This window comes from Paracoccus salsus, assembly GCF_021556615.1.
Lineage (GTDB): Bacteria > Pseudomonadota > Alphaproteobacteria > Rhodobacterales > Rhodobacteraceae > Paracoccus > Paracoccus salsus.
The window spans coordinates 38384-54916 of the sequence record NZ_JAKGGD010000003.1; the positions used below are offsets into that span (position 1 = coordinate 38384).

Sequence of the window (16533 nt, forward strand, 5' to 3'; positions counted from 1 at the left end):
GTCGTCTCCCTGTGTTCGGGCCTTGTCCCGGCCCGCGTTTGCAATCGGTGAATGTCAGTTCATCAGCGGGCTCAGTTGCCCGCCCGTCTCTTGCAGCGCCAGTCGCGCCCGATCCGGATCCATCCCGCGCGCCACCAGGATCGCGGGCTTGACCGCGCCCGTTGTGGCATCCAGCGCGGCCCGCGCCGCGTCGGCGGGAACCCCGGCGACATCGGCCACGATCCTCGCGGCGCGCGCGACCAGCTTGGCATTGTCGGCCACGACATTGACCATATGCCCGTCATGGACATGGCCCAGCCTGATCGCGACCAGCACGGACAGCAGGTTCAGCGCCACCTTCTGGGCGGTCGCCGCAGCCATCCGGGTCGAGCCCGTGATGACCTCGGCGCCCGTCTCGATCAGCACCGCGATATCGGCGGCATGCAGCAGCGCCGATCCCGCGACATTGGCGAATCCCGCGACCGTCACCCCGCGCGCCCGCGCGGCCTCGGCCGCAGCCAGTGCGTAGGGCGTCGTCCCCGACGCCGACAGGACCAGGAGGACATCGCCCGCCGACAGTCGGGCACGATCCAGGTCGCGCCGCGCAAGGTCGGGATCATCCTCGACGCCGCCCATCATGTGCAGCAGCGCATCGGCGCCGCCGGCGAACAGCATCGGCGTGCGCTCGGGCGCAAGGCCGAACGTGCCCGACAGCTCAAGGCAGTCGGCCATCGCCATCAAACCGGAACTGCCGGCCCCGGCATAGCCCATCCGACCGCCCGCCAACAACGCCTGCGCGCCGGATTCAGCGGCACGCTCGATGGCCGGCAGGGCCGGGCGCAGGGCGGACAGCGCCGCGACCTGCGCGTTCATCAGCACCGCAAGCACACGATCCGCCGGCTGCCTGTGCAGACCGGCCGAACCCGGATGCCGTGCCTCTGTTGCGTCGCCAGCCATGTGATTCCCCCCGTTGCTCAGATGATGCCAAAACAATACCAATTGTAAACCCCCTTCGCGATCCCGCCGATAATGCCGCCCATACCCCGATCCATACCCCGATCCATACCCCGATCTTGAAGTTTCCTCTTTCCATTTGGTATTGCTTTGGTATTATTTCTGCGAAGGAGGCCCGCATGGCGTTTTTTCTGGGAATCGATGGCGGGGGCACGGGCTGCCGCGCGGCCGTGGCGGATGCCGGCGGGCATGTTCTGGGCCGCGGCACCGGCGGGCCGGCCAATATCAACACCGATGTCGAACGCGCCGCCGCCAATATCATGACCGCCGTGGAGACGGCCCTGCATGGCACCGGCGTCGATGCCGCAAGCCTTGTCGCGACGCTGGGTCTGGCCGGTGGCACGATGCGCGCGGCCTCGGAAAGACTGGCCGGGATGCTGCCCTTTGCACGGATCCGGATCGTCAATGACGGCATCACCACCGCCCGCGGCGCGCTGGGGTCCCGCGACGGCATCCTGGCCGCGATCGGCACAGGCTCGGTTTTTGCGGTTCAGCGCGGCGACCAGGTGCGGCAGGTCGGCGGGCGCGGTTTCCTGCTGGGCGACGAGGGCAGCGGCGCGGTGCTGGGCCGGACGCTGATGGCCGATGCGATGCGGGCCGAGGACGGCTTTCTGCCGATGACGCCGTTGCTGCGCGAGATCCTTGATGAGCACGGCGGGGTCGAGGGCATCATCGCATTCGGCAATCGCGCCCGACCGGTCGACTTCGCCAATCTCGCCCCGCGCATCCTGTCGTCGCACGACCCGGCGGCCCGCCGCATCTTCGAGGCGGCCGTCGAGCAGATCCGCCAGATCCTGACCACGCTCCAGGCAGGCGACATGCTGCCGGTGGTCTTCGTGGGCGGGCTTGGACGGCACTACGCGTCCCGGCTGAATGGTCCCTGGCCGCTGCACGACGCACTTGGCAGCAGCGTTGACGGCGCCCTGGCGATGGCGCGGCAGATGGCGCCCCTCGCATGAGCGATCTTTTCTCGCCAGCGGCCTTCAGCGATCCCGGCGCCGGCCCGCTTTACGTCCAGCTTCACCGCCGCATCGCCGAGGCGATCGCCACCGGACGACTGAAACCCGGCGACAGCCTGCCACCAGAACGCGAGCTGGCCGCGATGACCGGCTTGTCGCGCGTGACCGTCCGCAAGGGCGTCGAGGCGCTGGTCGCATCGGGACAGCTGGTCCAGAAGCGCGGATCCGGCACATTCGTCGCCCTCAGGGTCGAGCGACTGGAACAGGCGCTTTCGCTGCTGACCTCGTTCACCGAGGACATGGAGCGGCGCGGCCGGCAGGTCGAAAGCCGCTGGATCTCGCGCGCGCTGCACGCGCCTGCCCCCGAGGAGGTGATGGCGCTGGGGCTGGGGGCGAACGACCGGGTGGCCCGGCTGGAGCGGGTTCGCAGCTCCGACGGCGTGCCGCTGGCGATCGAACGCGCGTCGCTGCCCGCCGCGATGCTGCCCGATCCGGAAACGGTCGGCAGCAGCCTCTATGCGGTGCTCGAGGCGCGCGACCTGCGGCCGGTGCGTGCGGTGCAGCGCATCTCGGCGGCCAATCTGGGCCCAAAGGACGCCGATCTTCTGGGCGTGCCGCCCGGCGCGGCGGGCCTGCGGATCGAACGCGTTTCCTATCTGCCGTCCGGGCAGGTGGTCGAATTCACCCGTTCGCTCTATCGCGGCGATGCCTACGATTTCGCGGTAGAGCTGAAACTGGCCCCGAAGGCCGAAAGGACATCACCATGAGCCAAAGCAACATGGCCCGAGAGGTCGCCGAGATCCCCGAGGCCGCGGCGCGCTTTCTGGCCGCCTCGCACGCTGCGGTCGTCGACGCCGCCACCGCCTTGCGCGCCCGCGATCCGGCGCTTGTCGCCACCGTGGCGCGCGGCTCCTCGGACCACGCGGCAACCTATCTGAAATACGCCATAGAATTGCAGGCGGGCATCCCCGTCGCATCGGTTGGCCCGTCGGTCGCCTCGATCTATCACCGGCCGCTGCGGCTGGCGGGCGGGGCCTGTATCGGCATCTCGCAATCGGGCCGCAGCCCGGACATCGTCGACCTGATGCGGGCCGCCAGCGACGGAGGCGCGTTGTCGATCGCGATCACCAATCATGCCGACAGCCCGATGGCGGACGCCTCGGCCCACTGCCTTGCGTTGCAGGCCGGCGAGGAGAAGAGCGTCGCCGCCACCAAGACCTTCGTGAACTCGGTGCTGGCCGGGCTGGCGCTGGTGGCCGAATGGCGCCAGGACGACGACCTGCGCACGGCCGTCGCGGGGCTTCCGGACGCCCTGGCCCAGGCGGTCGGCATGGACTGGTCGCCCCTGTCCTCGCGGCTTGCGCGCGCCGCGTCAGCCTTTGTCCTGGGCCGCGGGCCGGGCTATGCGATTGCCTGCGAATCGGCGCTGAAGCTGAAGGAAACCTCGGGCATCCACGCCGAGGCCTACAGCGCCGCCGAGGTCCTGCACGGTCCGGCGGCCATCGTGCAGGCCAGTTTCCCGGTTCTGGCACTGGGGGTCGAGGATGCCGCCCTGCCGCATGTCGTCGGCACGGCGGAACGGCTGGCGGCGCAGGGCGCCGAGGTGTTCGTGACCGGCGCCGACGCGAAGGGCGCGACCAGGCTGCCATCGGTGCCGGATCTGCACCCGATGGTCGCGCCTCTGGTCCTGATCGCCAGCTTCTACGCCTGCGTCGAGGGCCTGGCACGCCGGCGCGGCTTCGACCCCGACACGCCGCCCTATCTTCGCAAGGTCACGGAGACAGTCTGATGCGGCACATCCTGGCCGGCGCGCGCATTTTCGACGGTGCGCAACTGCTGGACGATCATGTTCTGGTGCTGGAGGACGAGCTGGTCGCGGCAATCCTGCCCGTGTCGCAGGCCGCAGAGCCGACAATGATCGTGGACGGCGTGATCGCGCCCGGCTTTCTCGACCTTCAGGTGAATGGCGGCGGCGGGCTGATGGTCGATGGGCACAGCGATCTGGCGGCGCTGCGGGTGATCTGCGAAACCCATCGGCGCCTTGGCTGTGCCGGCGTGCTGCCGACGCTGATCACCGACACGCCACAGGCCACCGCCCGTGTCATCGCGGCCGGCGTCGAGGCCGCCGGGGCGGCGGTGCCGGGATTTCTCGGCCTGCATCTCGAGGGCCCGCATCTGGACCCGCGCCGCAAGGGCGCGCACGACCCGGCTCTGGTCAGGCCGATGGGCGCGGAAGACCTTGCCCGTCTGTGCGAGGCCGCGCGGGCACTGCCGGTCCTGATGGTGACGCTGGCGCCGGAATCGGCCAGTCCGCAGCAGATCGCGGCCCTGGCGGGCGCCGGTGCCATCGTCAGCCTGGGCCACAGCGATTGCGACTTCGAGACCGCCCGCGCGGCTTACGCGGCCGGCGCACGCTGCGCCACGCATCTGTTCAACGCGATGAGCCAGATGGGACACCGCAGCCCCGGGATGGTCGGCGCGGTCCTGGCGGGGGACGCCTTCGCGGGCCTGATCGCCGACGCGATTCATGTCCATCCGGCGGCGATGAAGGCCGCGCTGGCCGCGCGCCCCCATGGCATCTTCCTGGTCAGCGACTGCATGGCCTTCGCGGGCACCGACCTGACGCAGATGACCCTGAATGGCCGCCCCGTCCTGCGCCGCGACGCCCGGCTGACCCTGCCCGACGGCACGCTGGCCGGTGCCGATCTGCGATTGGACCAGGCCATCGCCACGCTGATCGGGCAGGTCGGGATCGCGCCCGAACGCGCCCTTGCGATGGCGATGTCGGAACCGGCGCGCGCCGTTGGCCTGTCCGACCGTTTCGGCCTGCTTGCCCCGGGACGTGCCGCCGAGCTGATCCTGCTGGATCATGACTTCGCCCTGCGCGGGGTGTGGACGCGCGACGGATGGGCACCGCCCCTGCCCGGCTGACAGCCCGGCCGGTTTCGCGCTTGTGTCTGGCGCAGCCCGCCGATGCAGGCTAGGGATTCGGAATGGACAAGATCAGCCTTCCCGAACGCCCCGACTGGCGCGAAACGGCCAGGGATGCCGGCTTCACCTTCGCCGACATGCATGGCGAACCCTATTGGGATGAAAGCTCGGCCTATCGCTTCAGCCTCCGTCAGGTCGAGGACGACATCGAGGACCCCGCCACCGAACTGCACGCGATGTGCCGCGAGGCGGCGGCGCAGATCGTCGCCAGCCAGCGGCTGATGGAGCGGCTTGGCATCCCGGCCCAGCATCACGATCTGGTGGCCGACAGCTGGCGGCGGAACGAGCCCGAGATCTATGGGCGCTTCGATCTGGCCTATGACGGGCGCGGTCCTGCGAAGCTGCTGGAATACAACGCCGATACCCCGACCTCGCTTTACGAAAGCGCGTCCTTTCAGTGGCAGTGGCTGGAAGACCAGCTTGAACACGGTGTGCTGCCCCGGGGCGCGGACCAGTTCAACGGCATCCACGAGGCGCTGGTCGAGCGGTTCCGCGCGTTGTTCGATCCCGGCACCGATCTGCATTTCAGCGCCACCGCCGGAAATCCCGAGGATTACGCGACCGTCGAGGCGATGGGCTGGGCCGCGCGCGAGGCCGGGATGGGGGCGCATTACAGCGATCTGGACAAGATCGGCGTGACGCCTGACGGTCAGTTCATCGACGCCGAGGATCGCGTCATCGGCACGCTGTTCAAGCTGTATCCGTGGGAGGATCTGCTGAACGACGACTACGCGGCCCGGATTGCCGGATCGGGCTGCATGTTCCTGGAACCCGCATGGAAGGCGCTTCTGTCGAACAAGGGCTTGCTTCCGGTTCTGTGGCAGATGTTCGAAGGACACCCCAATCTGCTGCCTGCCTTCTTTGCCGATGACGTGGCCGACGCGCTGGTCGAGAACGGCCGCCCGGCCCGCGAGGTCGCCGACCGTTTTGCCCGCGCGGCGGACGTCCTGCAAAGCGGCCATGTCGTCAAGCCGATCTTCTCGCGCGAGGGCGCCGGAATCCGTATCGTCGAGGCCGGAACCGAGACCGAAATCTCGGCCAACACCGATTACGACCGCCACCCGCGCATCGTCCAGGCCTATCACCCCTTGCCGGTGTTCGACGGCTTCCGGCCGGTGATCGGGGCATGGATCATCGGACAGGAATGCGCGGGCATGGGCCTGCGCGAGGACCGCGCGCGAATCACCCAGGACCTGTCGCGCTTCAAGCCGCATTTCATCGCGGGCTGACATGCAATAAGAAGGGCACCATGAGAAAACGTTCCAGAACCGTTGCATTGACGATCCTCGGCGCCGCCTCTTTCGCGGTCGCGGGCTGCCGCGAGGAACAGGTGGACGCGCAAGCCTTTCCCGATCTGGCCAGCTGCCAGGCCGCCGCGACCGATGGCGGATTGTTCACGATGGATCAATGCCAGCAGGCTTTCGCCGAGGCCGAGACCCTGCATGTCGAGGCCGCGCCCCGGTATGAAAGCCTGGAGGTCTGCGAAGAACAGCATGGCGCCGGAAATTGCGGCTCCGAGGCCGAGCAGGTCAGCAATGGCGGGTCGGGCAGCATCTTCATGCCGTTGCTTGCCGGCTATCTGATCGGCAGCATGCTGGGCCGCGCCGGCGGCGGCATGGCCGCGTCCCAGCCGATGTATCGCAACGCCTCGGGCGGCTACACCAACGCGGCACGGACCAGTTCCTTCTCGGCCAATAGCGGGCGGGCGACGATGAGCGCGCAGCAGTTCACCCGTCCCGCCGCCACCGCCGGGCGGGCGCCGATGACCCGCGCCACCGCTGCCTCGCGCGGCGGCTTTGGCGGAACCGCCGGATCGCGCAGCTTCGGCGGCTAGGCGATGAATGCTTGACCGGCCGGCAGGTCGGGCGCACCGTCCGGGCCATGTTCGGTTTCCGCGACATCGAGATCATACGGGCCGTCCTGCGTCATGGCGGCTTTCGCGCGGCGTCGGACGCGACCGGGCTGGCGCAGTCGGCAATCTCGCGCCGGGTGCGGCATCTGGAAGACCGCATGAAGATCACCATCTTCGAACGCGACGGGCGCGGCGTGCGCCTGACCGCGACCGGCCGCCGCCTGATCGATGAAACCGAGGTTCTGATCGCTCAACGCGACCGTATCCTGGGCGAGTTGACGCAAGGGATGATGGCCGGCGTGGTGCGGCTTGGCGTGGCCGAGACGATGACTCACACCCTGCTGCCCCGCATGCTGACCGACCTGCGCAACCGACACCCGCAGCTGAGATTCGAGATCTCTGTCGATACATCGGAACAGATGGGCCAGTTGCTGTGCGACGACGGCCTGGACGTGGCGATCATGATGCGCGATCAGGCCCCGCGCGGCGTGAACCTGACGCCTCTGCCACCGGTCACGCTGGGGTGGTACGGGGCACCTGCGCATTTCGCGCTGCCCCGGCCCGCGGATATCGACGATCTGGCCGCGCTGCCGATCGTGTCCTTTCCAAAGACCACCCTGCCGCATCGCCGGGTCGTGGAGCTGCTGTCGCCGGGGCGCAGGCAGGCGGCTGCGGTTCATGGCTCGGCCTCGCTGGCGACGGTGCTGCACCTGGTCGGTCAGGGATTCGGGATCGGCACGATTCCGCATGACATTGTCGCCGCCTGGCCCCATGCCGGGCTCGAGGAAATCGAGGTCACGCCAGAGGCACGCCTGCCCGACCTGGAGTTCGCGATCTGCTACATGCCGGAACGCAATGAGGAAATCGGCCGCGAGGTCACCCGCGCAGCGGTAGGATCCGGCACTGAATGAAGCCAGAAAAAGATCATTAATGGGCACAATTGAACTGTTGATTGCATAGGTCCTGTTGCGGAATGCTAGGCGGAACGCAAGGAGGACCGCCGTGACCCCTGCCATGACTGCCGCCACGCTTCAGGCCCGCCTGTCGGATCCGCGCCTCTTGCGCGCCGAGATCCGCGCCGCGCGCTTCGACGGCCCGACGGCCGGTGTCGGCGGCGACGCATTGCAGGCCAACCTGGTCATCCTCGCCGGGTCGGATGCCGCGGATTTCCTGCGCTACTGCCAGGCCAACCCCCGCCCATGCCCGCTGCTGGCGGTGGGTGAACCGGGCGACCCGTCGCTGCCGACGCTGGCGGACGGGATCGACCTGCGCCATGACGTGCCGCGCTATCGCGTGTGGCGAGCGGGCGAACTGGTCGATGAACCCGCCGATATCGCCGATCTGTGGCGCGGCGACCTGATCTCCTTTGCGCTTGGCTGTTCCTTCAGCTTCGAGGATGCGCTGCGCCGCGCGGGTATCCCGGTCCGTCATCAGGACGCCGGCCGCAACGTCCCGATGTATCGCACCACCCTGCCCACGCGCCCGGCGGGACGGTTTTCGGGACCCGTGGTCGTTTCGATGCGCGCCATGCCCGCGCGCGACGCCATCGAGGCCGTGCAGATCTGCGCGCGCTTTCCGCTGGCCCATGGGGCACCGGTGCATCTGGGCGATCCTTCGCAGATCGGCATCGCCGACATCATGCGTCCCGATTACGGCGATGCGCCCGATATCCGCGACGGCGACATTCCGGTGTTCTGGGCCTGCGGCGTCACCCCTCAGGCCGCCATCACCGCCGCCCGTCCCGAACTGGCCATCACCCATGCCCCCGGACACATGCTGGTCACCGACATCCCCGCCAGCCGCGCCGACGCGTTGCTGACCGGGGTTCATCAATAACGAACCCGACAGGAGAAAGATCATGAAGAACACGACACTCGCCCTGCTTGCCAGCACCGCGCTGATGACGGCACCCGCCCTTGCCGAAGAGCTGGCGGTCGTCGGCAGCTGGTCGAACCTGCCACTGTATCAGGATTTCGAGGCGCCGTTCTGGACCGAGAAACTGCCCGAGATGACGGACGGAGAGTTCACCGCGCAACTGACCAGCTTCGACCAGATGGGAATCGCCGGGTCGGACGTCTACCGGATGCTGGGCGACGGGGTCTTCGATGTCGGCGCGACCGTCGCCGACTATACCGTCGGCGATGCACCCGAACTCGAGGGGCTGGACGTGCCGCTGGTCGCCACGACACCGGCCGAGGCCCGCGCCATGGTCGAGGCCGCCCGGCCGATGGTCGACGACATCATGCGCGACCGGTTCGACGCGCAGGTGCTGGGCATCGCGCCCTATCCGCCGCAGGTCGTGTTCTGCAAGGGCGATGTCGGATCGCTGGCCGATCTGAAGGGCAAGAAGGTCCGCGGCTCGGGCCGGATGACGACGAAGCTGCTGGAAGCACTTGGCGCCGAGGGCATCAACATCGCCTTTTCCGAGGTGCCGGGATCGCTGGAGCGCGGCGTGATCGACTGCGCGGTGACCGGTGCAGGCTCGGGCTATTCGGCCGGCTGGTGGGAGGTGTCCGACAGCCTGATGACGCTGCCTCTGGGCGGATGGGATTCGGTCGTCATCGCGATGAACGGCGATCGCTATGACGGGCTCAGCGCCGAGCAGCAGCAGATGCTGGACAAGGCCGTGGCCGAGGGGCTGGAAGGTCCGGCATGGGACGCCGCCGAGGGCGGGCTTGAAAACGACATCGCCTGCCTGACCGGGAATGGCGAATGCGCCTCGGGCGAGGCGGCGTCGATGACGCTGGTCGAGGCATCACCCGAGGATACCGAAACCGCGCGCAAGATCCTGACCGAAGAGGTTCTGCCCGAATGGGCCGAGCGCGCGGGCGGCGACTGGGCGGCCCGCTGGAATGACAGTGTCGGCCAGGCGGTCGGCGTGACCATCCAGTAACGCCGCGAAAGGCCACCGCCATGACAGACCTGCTGCAGGGCGCGCTTGCACGCGCCAACCGTATCGTCGCGCTGATCCTCGGGTTCGCCTTGCTGCTGACCGTCGCCTTCATCATGACGGATGTGGTGCTTCGCAAGTTCGGCTGGGGCTCGCTGGGGGGCTCGGACGAGATCTCGGGCTATGTCATGGCGGCTGTGGCCAGCTGGGGGCTGGCCTGCGCGCTGGTCCAGCGCGCGCATGTCCGCATCGACGTGATCCGGTCGAAACTGGCGCGACCCGGCCAGGCCGCCATGGACATCTTTGCGATGATCGTCACCAACGGCGTCGTGCTGCTGATCGCATGGCATTGCTGGCCGGTGTTGCAGAAGACACTGGAACGCGGCTCGCGCGCCAACACCCCGCTGGAAACGCCGCTGTGGATCCCGCAAGGCATCTGGTTTTCCGGCTGGCTGTGGTTCGCGCTGACCGCAACGGCGCTGAGCCTGATCGGCATAGCGCATCTGGCCGCGGGCCGACATGCCGCCCTTGAGGCAAGCGTCGGCGTCGGATCGGAGATCGAGACATGATCTGGAGTGTCGCGATTTCCCTGCTTGGCCTGATGGCGCTGTCGATCCCGGTGGGTATCGTGCTGTTCCTGTTGGGCATTGGCGTTGGCGAGTTCTATTCCGCCTTTCCGCTGCTGCGCGGGCTCGGGCAGGTGATCTGGTCGTCTTCGGCCCATTCCACACTGATCGCAATCCCGCTCTTCGTGCTCTTGGGCGAGATCCTGGTGCGTGGCGGGGTGGCGGAACGCACCTATGCCGCCCTGAACACATGGCTGGGCTGGCTGCCTGGCGGGCTGGTGCACGCCAATATCGCCACCGCCACGATGTTCTCGGCCACCTCCGGGTCGTCGGTGGCCACCGCCGCGACAGTTGCGACCGTTGCGATGCCGCAGGCCGAACGGCTGAATTACGACCCACGGCTTTTTTCAGGCGCCATCGCGGCGGGTGGCACGCTTGGCATCCTCATCCCGCCCTCGATCAACCTGATCGTCTACGGCTTTCTGACCGAGACATCGATTCCGCAACTGTTCTCGGCGGGTCTGCTGCCGGGCTTGCTGATGGCGCTGGCCTTCATCGTCGTGACGGCGGTCATCTGTGCGATCCGACCCTCGCTAGGCGGGCCCTCGCACGGCTTCTCGTGGGGTCAGCGGGCGCGCGGGCTGATCCAGCTTGTGCCGATCTTCATCCTGTTCGCGGTCGTCATCGGGTCGATCTACGCGGGCTGGGCAACGCCGACGGAAAGCGCCGCGATCGGGGTCACCATGGCGGCGCTGATCGCAATCTTTCTGGGCGACGGTCTTGGCCCGCGCGCCCTGTCGGAGGCGCTGCACGGCACGATCCGCATCACGGCCATGATCATGCTGGTGGTCGCGGGCGCGTCGTTCCTGAACTTCGCCATGACATCGGCCGGGCTTGGACGCGAACTGACGCAGCTGATCGAAGGGTCGGGCCTGTCGCCCTTCGGCACGCTGCTCCTGGTGATCGCGCTGTATCTGGTGCTGGGCTTTTTCATCGAGACGCTGTCACTGATGGTCGCGACCATTCCGATCGTCGTGCCGATCATTGCAGGGCTGGGCTATGACAAGGTCTGGTTCGGCGTGCTGATGATCGTGCTGATCGAGATGGCGCTGATCACACCGCCAGTGGGGCTGAACCTGTTCGTCGTGCAGGGGGCGCGCAAATCGGGGTCGATCAACGAGGTCATCGTGGGCGCGATTCCCTATGTGCTGGTGATGATCTGCATGGTTGCCGCGCTGATCGCCGTGCCGGGGCTGGCGCTGTGGCTGCCCTCGATTCTCTGAAAGGGATGAACATGCAATTCTTCGTCGAGGGCGATCCGCTGAACCTGGACCCGGCCCATCTGGTGATCGCCGGATGGACCGCGCGCGACGCCGCCGCCATAAAGCACCATATCGACGAGCTGGCCGCGATCGGGGTTGCGCCGCCCTCGGCCACGCCGCTCTACTATCGCGCCTCGGCCAGCCTGCTGACGACCGCGCCCGCCATCCAGGTGGTGGGCCGCGCATCATCGGGCGAGGTCGAGCCGCTGATCGTGCAGCAGGGCGGGCGGCGCTGGCTGGGGCTTGGCTCGGACCATACCGACCGGGCGCTCGAGGCGCATTCGGTCGCACTGTCCAAGCAGGTCTGCGCCAAGCCATGCGCGCCGGAATTGTGGCCGTGGGACGAAGTGGCCGGCCGACTGGAGCAGATCGAGCTTGAAAGCTGGATCGAGGAAGATGGCGCCTGGGTGCCGTATCAGGGCGGCACGCTGGCCGCGATCCGCCCGCTGGCCGACATGATCGAGGGCGCGGCGCTGGACCACCTGGCCCGGGATGGCGCGGCGGCGATGCTGTGCGGGACCTTCGGAGCGAAAGGCGGGGTGCGGGCGGCCGCGCGTTTCCGTATGGCGATGACCGATCCGGCGACCGGCAGCCGCATCAGCCATGACTACGCGACAACCTTTCTGCCTGAAATCGCATGACCGGCGAACCAACCCTGGCGCCCGAAATCCTGCCCGCCGGGCCCGATGGTGTTCTGCTGCGTTTCGGCCTGAAGCCTCAACCGCTGGCCATGGCGGCAGCGCAGGTTCTGGCCGGCGAACTGGATTCCGACTTGCCGCACGGCGTGGTCGAGATCGCCCCGGCGCTGGTCTCGGTGCTGTTGCGCTTTGATCCCGCCGCGACCAGCCGCGCGGTTCTGGCACGCGACGTCCTGGCCCGCGCCGAACGCATCGCCGGCAGCCGGCCCGCCCCCCCCGCTCCGCTGCGCCGCTGGACGATCCCGGCCTCGTTCGGCGGCGATGACGGCCCGCAACTGGCCGAAGTGGCGGAGCTGCTGGGCGTGTCGCAAGATGCCGCGACCCGTCAGCTATGCACGGCCGATCTGCGCGTCCTGACGATCGGTTTCGCGCCCGGTCAACCCTATATCGGCCTGCTGCCGCCCGCGTGGAACCTGCCTCGCATGCCGGATTTGAACCCGAATGTTCCTGCCGGCGCCGTGGTGGTCGCGGTGCGCCAGATCGTGATGTTCGGGGCCGAGTCCGCGACCGGCTGGCGCCAGATCGCCCGCGCCGCATTTCGAACGTTCCGGCCGGAACGCGACGAACCGATGCCGCTGCGGGCGGGCGACGCCATCCGCTACACGCCCGCCAGCGCGGCAGAAATCGCGACGCTGGCGCGTGAGGCCGACGGGATGGGCGGCGCGACGGTCGAGATGCTGCGATGACCTGCCTGCGGATCATCCGCGCCGATGGCATCCTGACGGTGCAGGACATGGGCCGGCCCGGCCATCTGGCGCAAGGGCTGTCGCGCGGGGGCGCGATGGACCGGCAGGCATTGATCGAGGCCGCCGCGCTGCTGGGAAGCGTCCGTCCGCTGGCCGCGATCGAGATGGCCGGGGCCGGAGGCGCGTTCGGGGTCAGCGAACCGACCCGCGTCGCGCTGACCGGCGCGCCGATGGTCGCGACGCTCGATGACGCTCCGCTGCGCTGGCATGCAAGCCATCGGCTTCAGCCGGGTCAGACATTGCGGATCGGTGGCGCGCAGGCCGGGGTCCATGGCTATCTGACGCCCGCCGGCGGGATCGCCACGCCGGAATGGCTCGGCAGCCGCGCAGCGCATCTGACCATCGGCATCGGCGAGGCGCTGGAGGGCGGCAGCGCCCTGCCCTGCCATCCGGACCCAGATCCTGACCGCCCCGACCGCGTCATCGACGCCGCGGCCCGGTTCAACGGCGGCACCGTCCGGGTCATGGACGGGCCACAGACCGGGCTGTTCGACGAGGCCATGCTTGACGCCTTCTTCGGAACCGATTTCACCCGCGGCCCGCGTGGCAACCGGCAAGGGGTGCAGTTGCAGGCCGATGCGCGGTTCACCTCGGACCAGGCGGCGGGGCTGGCCTCTGACGTGATCGGCCCCGGCGACGTGCAGATGACCGGGGATGGCGTGCCCTATGTCCTTATGGCGGAATGCCAGACGATCGGAGGCTATCCGCGCATCGGGCAGGTGATCCCGGCAGATCTGCCCGTCATCGCACAGGCTGTGCCGGGTGCGGTGCTGCGATTCCAGCGCTTGACCGCCGTGCAGGCGGATGCGCTGTATCGCTCGGATGCCGTGGCGCTGCGCGAGGCGGCGGGGCGATGCCGCAACCTGGTCCGCGATCCCGCGACGATTCCGGACCTGCTGTCCTATCAGCTGGTCGGCGGCGTCACGGCGGGTCGTGAACTGGAGGAGTGATGATGCGGGTCGATCTGAATTCCGACATGGGCGAGGGTTTCGGACCCTGGCAGATGGGCGACGACGCGGCGCTGCTGCAGATCGTGACCTCGGCCAATATCGCCTGCGGCTTTCACGCGGGCGATCCGGACGTGATGGCGCGAACGATGCGGCGCGCGGCCCGGGCAGGCGTGGGGATCGGCGCGCATCCGGGATTTGCGGACCTGCAGGGCTTCGGCCGGCGACGGCTGAAGATGTCGGCCGAGGACCTTGGCAACATGGTCGCCTATCAGCTTGGCGCGGCGCAGGGCATGGCCCGGCTGGCAGGCGCAGAGCTGCGGCATCTGAAGCTGCACGGGGCGCTGTCGAACATGGCCAGCGAGGACGCCGAGATCGCGCGGGCCTGCTATCGCGCCGCGCTGCAGGTCGATCCCGCGATCATTCTCGTGGTGATGGCCGCAACGCCGATGCAGGCGGTCGCCGAGGAGCTGGGCGCGTCCTGGGCCGGCGAGATCTTCGCGGACCGGGCCTATGACGAAAACGCGCGCTTGCTGGATCGCGGCCGGCCTGGCGCCGTGCTGCATGACGCGGCCGAGGCCGGAAGACGGATCGAGGCGATGATCCGCGCCGGTGCGATCATCACCGCGGGCGGGCAGCATATCCCGGCGCGGATCGACACGGTCTGCGTGCATGGCGACAATCCCGACGCGGTGTCCATGGCAGCGGCGCTGCGCGATCATCTGAACCGGGCGGGCATCGCGCTGCAACGTTTCGACTGACACGCAACGGCGGCGCGCAGCAGGCAACGCGCACGGCCAGTGCCGGGATCATCCACCGGTCGAACGGGTCACCAGGAAATCGCCTGTCTGTGCCGCGTGGCACAGAACGGTTCGGCTCTCCCTGAGATGGTGAAAGAGCCGCGAGTCGTTGTCGCGGCGAGCCAACATCCAGCGGGAGGAAACCGGAAATGGCGGACTATCACAGCTTTGACGAAAAGGAAGTCCAGGACCTGATCGATACGGCGGCCAACCACTACAGCGCCGACATGCTGAAATCGACGGCGCCGGGCGATCTTGCACTGCATGCCTCACCCATGAAACTGGGCGAGACCTGCATCGCGCTCACGGTCGAGAACGGCAAGGTGTGCCTGAAACTGCCGGTGGTGGACAAGAATATCTGCCTGCCGATCCCATCGTTCATTCCGAACGGGACCGCCGCGCAGGCTTGTCTGAAGATCTGTACGACGCTTGGTTTTCCGACCGGCGTGTGCGTGACGGTCTCTGCCCTTGGCAAGACCGTGGTGCACCAGTGCTTCGGCGCCTGCTGAGCCTGTCGCGATCGGTTGAGGCGCCCGGCCCTTCCGGCCGGGCGTTCCACCTCTGGCGCCGCGCGGTGCCGGTATCCTCAGATCCCGGCGTCGATGATGGCGCGGGCCAGCACCGGCACGGTGTCACGGTTCAGGCCGGCGATGTTCAGACGCGAATCACCGACCATGTAGATGGCCGAATCGGCCTTGACCCTGGCGACCTGCTCGGGCGTGGCACCCAGGCGCGAGAACATGCCGCGATGGCGGGCGATGAAGTCGAACCGGTCGCTGCCCGACAGATCGCGCAACTCGGATGCAAGCTGGTCGCGCAGGCCCAGCATGGTGTTGCGCACGTCCTCCAGCTCGGCCGCCCAATCGGCGCGCAGCGCGTCATCGGTCAGGATGGTCGAGACGATCCGGGCGCCGTGATCGGGCGGGAAGGAATAGGTCTGCCGGTTCAGATAGGCCATCGTCCCCTGCGTCAGATCGCGCGCGCCGGTATCCTGCGCCAGCGCCATCAGGATGCCGGTGCGTTCGCGGTAGATCCCGAAATTCTTCGAGCACGAGGCCGCGATCAGCACTTCGGGCAGGCTTTCGGCGACCAGCCTCGTGGCCTCGGCATCGGCGTCCAGCCCGTCCCCAAAGCCCTGATAGGCCAGGTCGATCAACGGGATCGCGCCGGATTTTTCCAGGATGGCGACGATTTCGCGCCACTGATCGAGGGTCGGGTTTGCGCCGGTCGGGTTGTGGCAGCAGCCGTGCAGCAGCACTATGTCGCCCTTGCCCGCCCTGGCGATGTCGGCCTTCATCCCGTCGAAATCGACGCCACGGGTGTCGCTGTCGAAATAACGGTACTCGACGAAGGGCAGGCCCATGAACTTCATGATCGACAGGTGATTGGGCCAGGTCGGGTCGGACACATGGACGGTCAGATCGGGGTTCGCCATGCGCGCCAGTTCCAGCCCCTGCCGGATCGCGCCGGTGCCGCCGACGGTGGCGACCGAGGCCAGCCGGTCGGATGGCACGTCCTTCAGCACCATCCGCGCCATGGCGTTGCGGTATTCGGGTTCGCCGGCAAGACCGGTATAGGCCTTGGTGGTCTGGCTTTCCCAGATCCGCTGTTCGGCGGCCTTCACGGCGCGCATGACCGGCGTCACGCCCTGCGGATCCTTGTAGACGCCGACGCCAAGATCGATCTTGCCCTGGCGCGTGTCGGCCTTGAACTCCTCGATCAGCATCAGGATCTTGTCGGGAGCTTGCGGTTTCAGGTTCGACAGCATC

Annotated in this window: 18 protein-coding genes; 16 read left to right on the forward strand and 2 right to left on the reverse strand. The window is 68.1% G+C overall.

Going from position 1 to position 16533, the window contains the following annotated elements; genetic code table 11:
* Positions 1–54: 54 nt before the first annotated feature.
* Positions 55–936: an N-acetylmuramic acid 6-phosphate etherase gene (locus L1965_RS06670; RefSeq protein WP_235755654.1), complete on the reverse strand. Its 882-nt coding sequence runs from the start codon at positions 934–936 to the stop codon at positions 55–57.
* A gap of 176 nt (positions 937–1112) precedes the next feature.
* Between L1965_RS06670 and L1965_RS06675 the strand changes: the two genes are divergently transcribed.
* From L1965_RS06675 to L1965_RS06750, 16 genes are all read left to right on the forward strand, one after another.
* Positions 1113–1952, forward strand: a complete 840-nt coding sequence (locus L1965_RS06675) for a glucosamine kinase nucleotide-binding domain-containing protein (protein ID WP_235755655.1) — start codon at positions 1113–1115, stop codon at positions 1950–1952.
* Complete coding sequence (locus tag L1965_RS06680; protein WP_235755656.1) at positions 1949–2719, forward strand: GntR family transcriptional regulator; 771 nt, start codon at positions 1949–1951, stop codon at positions 2717–2719. The genes L1965_RS06675 and L1965_RS06680 overlap by 4 nt, the downstream gene beginning before the upstream one ends.
* Positions 2716–3741: an SIS domain-containing protein gene (locus tag L1965_RS06685; RefSeq protein ID WP_235755657.1), complete on the forward strand. Its 1026-nt coding sequence runs from the start codon at positions 2716–2718 to the stop codon at positions 3739–3741. The genes L1965_RS06680 and L1965_RS06685 overlap by 4 nt, the downstream gene beginning before the upstream one ends.
* A complete protein-coding gene (gene nagA / locus L1965_RS06690) occupies positions 3741–4883 on the forward strand; it encodes an N-acetylglucosamine-6-phosphate deacetylase (protein WP_235755658.1) in 1143 nt (380 codons plus the stop codon). The genes L1965_RS06685 and nagA overlap by 1 nt, the downstream gene beginning before the upstream one ends.
* A gap of 62 nt (positions 4884–4945) precedes the next feature.
* Positions 4946–6172 carry a glutathionylspermidine synthase family protein gene (locus L1965_RS06695; protein ID WP_235755659.1) on the forward strand — a complete coding sequence of 409 codons (1227 nt, stop codon included), beginning with the start codon at positions 4946–4948 and terminating at the stop codon, positions 6170–6172.
* A gap of 20 nt (positions 6173–6192) precedes the next feature.
* Entirely contained in the window at positions 6193–6777 is a 585-nt protein-coding gene (locus tag L1965_RS06700; RefSeq protein WP_235755660.1) for a DUF1190 domain-containing protein, read from the forward strand.
* Between the two features lie 11 nt (positions 6778–6788).
* Positions 6789–7706, forward strand: a complete 918-nt coding sequence (locus L1965_RS06705) for a LysR family transcriptional regulator (protein WP_235755661.1) — start codon at positions 6789–6791, stop codon at positions 7704–7706.
* A 91-nt stretch (positions 7707–7797) separates the two neighbouring features.
* Positions 7798–8631, forward strand: coding sequence for a putative hydro-lyase (locus tag L1965_RS06710; RefSeq protein WP_338421471.1), 834 nt, complete (start codon positions 7798–7800; stop codon positions 8629–8631).
* A 22-nt stretch (positions 8632–8653) separates the two neighbouring features.
* The gene (locus tag L1965_RS06715) at positions 8654–9688 is read left to right on the forward strand and encodes a TRAP transporter substrate-binding protein (RefSeq protein WP_235755662.1); all 1035 of its coding nucleotides are present in this window, start codon (positions 8654–8656) and stop codon (positions 9686–9688) included.
* A gap of 20 nt (positions 9689–9708) precedes the next feature.
* On the forward strand, positions 9709–10254 hold the full coding sequence (locus L1965_RS06720) for a TRAP transporter small permease subunit (RefSeq protein WP_235755663.1): 546 nt from the start codon (positions 9709–9711) through the stop codon (positions 10252–10254).
* Positions 10251–11534, forward strand: coding sequence for a TRAP transporter large permease (locus L1965_RS06725; RefSeq protein ID WP_235755664.1), 1284 nt, complete (start codon positions 10251–10253; stop codon positions 11532–11534). Before L1965_RS06720 ends, L1965_RS06725 begins: the two co-directional genes overlap by 4 nt.
* An 11-nt stretch (positions 11535–11545) precedes the next feature.
* Complete coding sequence (locus L1965_RS06730; RefSeq protein ID WP_338421472.1) at positions 11546–12214, forward strand: DUF2848 domain-containing protein; 669 nt, start codon at positions 11546–11548, stop codon at positions 12212–12214.
* Complete coding sequence (locus L1965_RS06735) at positions 12211–12957, forward strand: 5-oxoprolinase subunit B family protein (protein ID WP_235755666.1); 747 nt, start codon at positions 12211–12213, stop codon at positions 12955–12957. The genes L1965_RS06730 and L1965_RS06735 overlap by 4 nt, the downstream gene beginning before the upstream one ends.
* Complete coding sequence (locus L1965_RS06740; protein WP_235755667.1) at positions 12954–13967, forward strand: 5-oxoprolinase subunit C family protein; 1014 nt, start codon at positions 12954–12956, stop codon at positions 13965–13967. Before L1965_RS06735 ends, L1965_RS06740 begins: the two co-directional genes overlap by 4 nt.
* Positions 13964–14725 (forward strand): LamB/YcsF family protein, encoded by a 762-nt coding sequence (locus tag L1965_RS06745; protein WP_235755668.1) that lies wholly within the window; start codon positions 13964–13966, stop codon positions 14723–14725. Before L1965_RS06740 ends, L1965_RS06745 begins: the two co-directional genes overlap by 4 nt.
* Before the next feature lie 188 nt (positions 14726–14913).
* Positions 14914–15273, forward strand: a complete 360-nt coding sequence (locus L1965_RS06750) for a hypothetical protein (protein WP_235755669.1) — start codon at positions 14914–14916, stop codon at positions 15271–15273.
* Positions 15274–15350: 77 nt separating this feature from the next.
* On the opposite strand, the gene L1965_RS06755 is transcribed toward L1965_RS06750, so the two are convergent.
* On the reverse strand, positions 15351–16532 hold the full coding sequence (locus tag L1965_RS06755) for an amino acid aminotransferase (RefSeq protein ID WP_235755670.1): 1182 nt from the start codon (positions 16530–16532) through the stop codon (positions 15351–15353).
* Between the last annotated feature and the right edge of the window lies 1 nt (position 16533).

Coding starts and splice junctions, on each gene's coding strand:
- L1965_RS06670 (WP_235755654.1), bottom strand. CDS start 936: ATGGCTGGCGACGCAACAGAGGCACGGCATCCGGGTTCGGCCGGTCTG.
- L1965_RS06675 (WP_235755655.1), top strand. CDS start 1,113: ATGGCGTTTTTTCTGGGAATCGATGGCGGGGGCACGGGCTGCCGCGCG.
- L1965_RS06680 (WP_235755656.1), top strand. CDS start 1,949: ATGAGCGATCTTTTCTCGCCAGCGGCCTTCAGCGATCCCGGCGCCGGC.
- L1965_RS06685 (WP_235755657.1), top strand. CDS start 2,716: ATGAGCCAAAGCAACATGGCCCGAGAGGTCGCCGAGATCCCCGAGGCC.
- nagA (WP_235755658.1), top strand. CDS start 3,741: ATGCGGCACATCCTGGCCGGCGCGCGCATTTTCGACGGTGCGCAACTG.
- L1965_RS06695 (WP_235755659.1), top strand. CDS start 4,946: ATGGACAAGATCAGCCTTCCCGAACGCCCCGACTGGCGCGAAACGGCC.
- L1965_RS06700 (WP_235755660.1), top strand. CDS start 6,193: ATGAGAAAACGTTCCAGAACCGTTGCATTGACGATCCTCGGCGCCGCC.
- L1965_RS06715 (WP_235755662.1), top strand. CDS start 8,654: ATGAAGAACACGACACTCGCCCTGCTTGCCAGCACCGCGCTGATGACG.
- L1965_RS06720 (WP_235755663.1), top strand. CDS start 9,709: ATGACAGACCTGCTGCAGGGCGCGCTTGCACGCGCCAACCGTATCGTC.
- L1965_RS06725 (WP_235755664.1), top strand. CDS start 10,251: ATGATCTGGAGTGTCGCGATTTCCCTGCTTGGCCTGATGGCGCTGTCG.
- L1965_RS06730 (WP_338421472.1), top strand. CDS start 11,546: ATGCAATTCTTCGTCGAGGGCGATCCGCTGAACCTGGACCCGGCCCAT.
- L1965_RS06735 (WP_235755666.1), top strand. CDS start 12,211: ATGACCGGCGAACCAACCCTGGCGCCCGAAATCCTGCCCGCCGGGCCC.
- L1965_RS06740 (WP_235755667.1), top strand. CDS start 12,954: ATGACCTGCCTGCGGATCATCCGCGCCGATGGCATCCTGACGGTGCAG.
- L1965_RS06750 (WP_235755669.1), top strand. CDS start 14,914: ATGGCGGACTATCACAGCTTTGACGAAAAGGAAGTCCAGGACCTGATC.
- L1965_RS06755 (WP_235755670.1), bottom strand. CDS start 16,532: ATGCTGTCGAACCTGAAACCGCAAGCTCCCGACAAGATCCTGATGCTG.